This is a genomic window from Eubacterium sp. AF36-5BH (genome assembly GCF_003460505.1).
Classification (GTDB): domain Bacteria; phylum Bacillota; class Clostridia; order Lachnospirales; family Lachnospiraceae; genus Eubacterium_G.
The window spans coordinates 1-3,837 of sequence record NZ_QTVG01000020.1; the positions used below are offsets into that span (position 1 = coordinate 1).

Annotated in this window: 2 protein-coding genes; both read right to left on the minus strand. The window is 30.4% G+C overall.

The window, feature by feature from the left end:
• Positions 1 to 240 precede the first annotated feature (240 nt).
• Positions 241 to 2,019, minus strand: a complete 1,779-nt coding sequence (locus DW006_RS11940) for an ABC transporter ATP-binding protein (RefSeq protein WP_118000903.1) — start codon at positions 2,017 to 2,019, stop codon at positions 241 to 243.
• Positions 2,020 to 2,036: 17 nt separating this feature from the next.
• A complete protein-coding gene (locus DW006_RS11945) occupies positions 2,037 to 3,755 on the minus strand; it encodes an ABC transporter ATP-binding protein (protein WP_118000905.1) in 1,719 nt (572 codons plus the stop codon).
• Between the last annotated feature and the right edge of the window lie 82 nt (positions 3,756 to 3,837).

The window sequence follows — 3,837 nt, forward strand, 5'->3', positions numbered from 1 at the left end:
TATAATATCAAATGCTTCTTTATCTGTCAACACTTTTTTTGTCATTTATAGTCTTTTATAGTCATTTATAGTGTAAAAAGTATAAATTTTTATTTCATGCTTGCATGAAGGGAAAAATTTGTATTTTTTACACCCCTTCTCACGAGCCTATAAGCTCTCAAATGGAGAGCGATATGCCAGTGAGATGACGAATTGGGGGAGCACTTATGTGCGGAGCAATTCGTATAAATGACTTTTCGTTTACACTTCATCAAACTGTGCCCTATATAAGCTGTAATATACACCTTTCTTTTCTAAAAGTTGCTTATGTGTCCCCTCTTCTATTATATTTCTGTTTCCAATAACAAATATTCTATCCGCTTTTTTAATTGTAGACAATCTATGTGCTATAACAAAAGATGTTCTTCCTTTTAATATTTCTTCTATACCTTTTTGTACAAGCAATCCTGTTTTTGTATCAATGCTAGAAGTTGCTTCATCTAATATTAAAATTTTAGGTTTTGATATCATTGTCCTTGCAAGGGCTATTAATTGTTTTTGTCCTACAGATAGACCGCCTCCTCTTTCACTTAATAATGTATCGTATCCATTTTTTAATTTCATAATAAAATTGTGCGCGTTTACTGCTTTTGCAGCCTCTACAACTTCCTGATCAGTTGCATCTAATTTGCCATATTTTATATTTTCGCTAATTGTACCTGAAAAAATAAAATTTTCCTGTGTCATAATACCCATTTGTTGTCTAAGACTTTCAATGGTAACTTTCTTTATATCATAACCATCAATAAGAACTCTTCCACTATTTGTGTCATAAAATCTGCTTATGAGATTTATAATTGTAGATTTTCCTGCCCCGGTTGCTCCAACTAAGGCAATAGTTTCACCTGCTTTTATTTCAAAATTAACATTTTCTAACACATTTTCACTATCACTGTCGTATGCAAAAGTTGCATTTTCAAATTTTACATTTCCGTCAATTGGAGGTAATTCTTTGGCTCCATTTTCTTCTTGAATTTCAGGTTCAGTGTCTAACACTTCAAAAATTCTTTCTGCACCTGCTATATTTGTGGTAATTTGATTGTAAAAATTGCTTAAATTATTTATCGGTTGCCAAAACATGTTTATGTATGTTCCAAAAGCTATAAAAGTTCCAACTGAAATATTGTCTGCTTTTAAAATAACTATTCCGACAAAGTACAATGAAATGCATCCCAGTCCCCAGGACAAATCTATAATTGAGCCAAAACAATCACTCATTCGTATTGCATTTTTAAATGATGTTTTATGTTCTTTTACTAATTGGTCAAAAGTTTCTTCAGTTTCTTTTTCCCCACAAAATCCATGAATAATTTTCATACCAGACATATCCTCATGTAAAAATGCATTTAGGTTTGAGGACTTTTTTCTGAAAGTCTGCCATCTGGGATGGGCTTTTATTTGTATATACGAAATTGAAATTGCCATAAGTGGTGTTGTAATCAAGGCTGCTACTGCTAATTTAGGATTTTTTGCAAACATAATTACAACTACTGCCACAACAGTTATGAAATCCGGTATTAATGTTGTGACGCAATTAGATAAAACATCCTTTAATGAGTTAATATCTCCTATAATTCTAGATAATATTTTTCCTGTAGGTCTGCTATCGAAAAATTTGAATCCTAACTTCTGAATATGAGTATATAGCTCCTGTCTTATTGTTAGAAGAATACTGTTACACATTTTTGCCATTACATACATTCTTATTTTTATTGCCAAAGTTGCAAGCAAATTCAGTAATAGTGTTATAATCAAGATTTTATATAACCCTTTATAGTTACCAACAGAAATATAGTTATCTATGGCTTCTTCAATAATCAACGGATTAATCAATGATATAGCAACGCAATATCCCATTAGTAATAACACCAGTATAATTATCAATTTATAATTCAACAAATATGAAAATAATCTTTTTAATGTTTGTAATTTATTTTTTTCAACACTTTGTTCATCTTCTTTATATGAATTAAATGCCATTTCACTTTTCCTTTCTATTAATTTATTGTTCCATATTGAGATAAATAAGTTTCGTAATATAAGCCTTTCTTTTTTATTAAAGAATCATGTTTTCCTTTTTCGCTTATTTTACCGTTCTCTAAGACTATTATTTCATCTGCATTTTTTACAGCACTAATTCTATGGGTAATTATTATTTTAGTAATATCATTATACTTTTCTAATACTTTCTGTATTTTCTGCTCTGTTTCTGTATCCAACGCCGATGTAGAATCGTCTAAAATAAGTATTGGTTTATCTTTGGCAAAAGCTCTGGCTATACTAATTCTTTGTTTTTGTCCACCAGACAAACCTACGCCTCTTTCCCCAATTACTGTTTCATATTGTTGTTCTAATCTCTCTACAAATTCACTAACCTGTGCATTATTGGCCGCTAACTTTATTTCTTCAGCATCTAATTCATTCTTCTTTCCCAATTTTATATTCTCATTAATTGTATCTGAAAATAGAAAAACATCCTGCATTACCGGAGCAATACTCCCCCTAAGTTGTTTAATGGTAAGGTTGCGTATATCAACTCCATCTAATTTTATACTTCCCTGGGTAACATCATAGAATCTTAAAAGCAAATTAATAATTGTACTTTTACCGGATCCTGTTTCGCCCATAATACCTAATGTTTTACCAGGATTTAAATCAAAGCTGACATTTTCCAAAATATTACTACTTTCATTTTTCTTAAATGAGACATTTTCAAAAGTAACTCTTCCCTTTACTTTTTCAAGCACAACGGGATTATTTATTTCTTTAATTGATGATTTTTCTTTATAAATTTTTTTGATTTTTTTATTTGACGCAATAGCTGACGAAAAACTGTTAGTAAGCCAGCCTAACATTTCCATTGGCCAAACTATATTATTTGAATACTCTACCATTGCACTTAACGAGCCAATTGACAAATTTCCGTCAATAACTATTTTTCCACCTACTAACAATGTTAATAGCGGAAGTATTTTTGTAACAACCGAAAAAAATGGATAATATTTCACGAAAACTTTTGATTGTTTCATGTTAAGTTCATAGTATTTATTATTATGAGATAAAAATTTTTTGATTTCATATTTTTCTCTCGCAAAAGCTTTTACCGTTCTTACTCCTGCAAAATTTTCTTCTGCAACTGTATTTAATTCTGCATTTTCTTCACTAATTTCTTCATAAACTGCCCCTAACTTTCTTTCCATAATTACTGCAATACATCCGCAAAAAATCATGGCAAGTGTTGGGATTATTGCCAACTTCACATTGATTCTATACATACAAAATAAAACAATTGTCGTATGTATTACCACCTCGATTAACAACATACTAACATAACTAAGCCCATCCCAGATTTTATCAATGTCATCCTTAACTCTAGACATTAATTCCCCTGTATCAGTTTTGTCAAAAAAATCTTCACTTAAGTTCTGAATACGTACAAAAAGATCCTTACGCATGGAACTTCCAATATCCGAGCCAAGACAATCAAAGGTGTATTCTTTAATGTATTGAAATATACATCTTCCCACGCCAATTAGAAAAATACCTAAAAGCAAATATTTTAACTCTGCAATATTTTTTCCTACAATTACATCGTCTATGATATGTTTTGTAAACTGTGGAGACATTAAATCAAGCGTTACAGCTATAATCATTGAAGTAATTGCTAAAAGATATTTTCCTTTATGTTCAAATATATAATTAGAAATTTTCTTCATTATTCCTCCTCTTTTTTGTTCTATTTTTGAGTACAAAAAAAGAGATATCACATAGGTGATATCTCTTATGCCGGTGACCGGA

Coding starts and splice junctions, on each gene's coding strand:
- DW006_RS11940 (WP_118000903.1), bottom strand. CDS start 2,019: ATGGCATTTAATTCATATAAAGAAGATGAACAAAGTGTTGAAAAAAAT.
- DW006_RS11945 (WP_118000905.1), bottom strand. CDS start 3,755: ATGAAGAAAATTTCTAATTATATATTTGAACATAAAGGAAAATATCTT.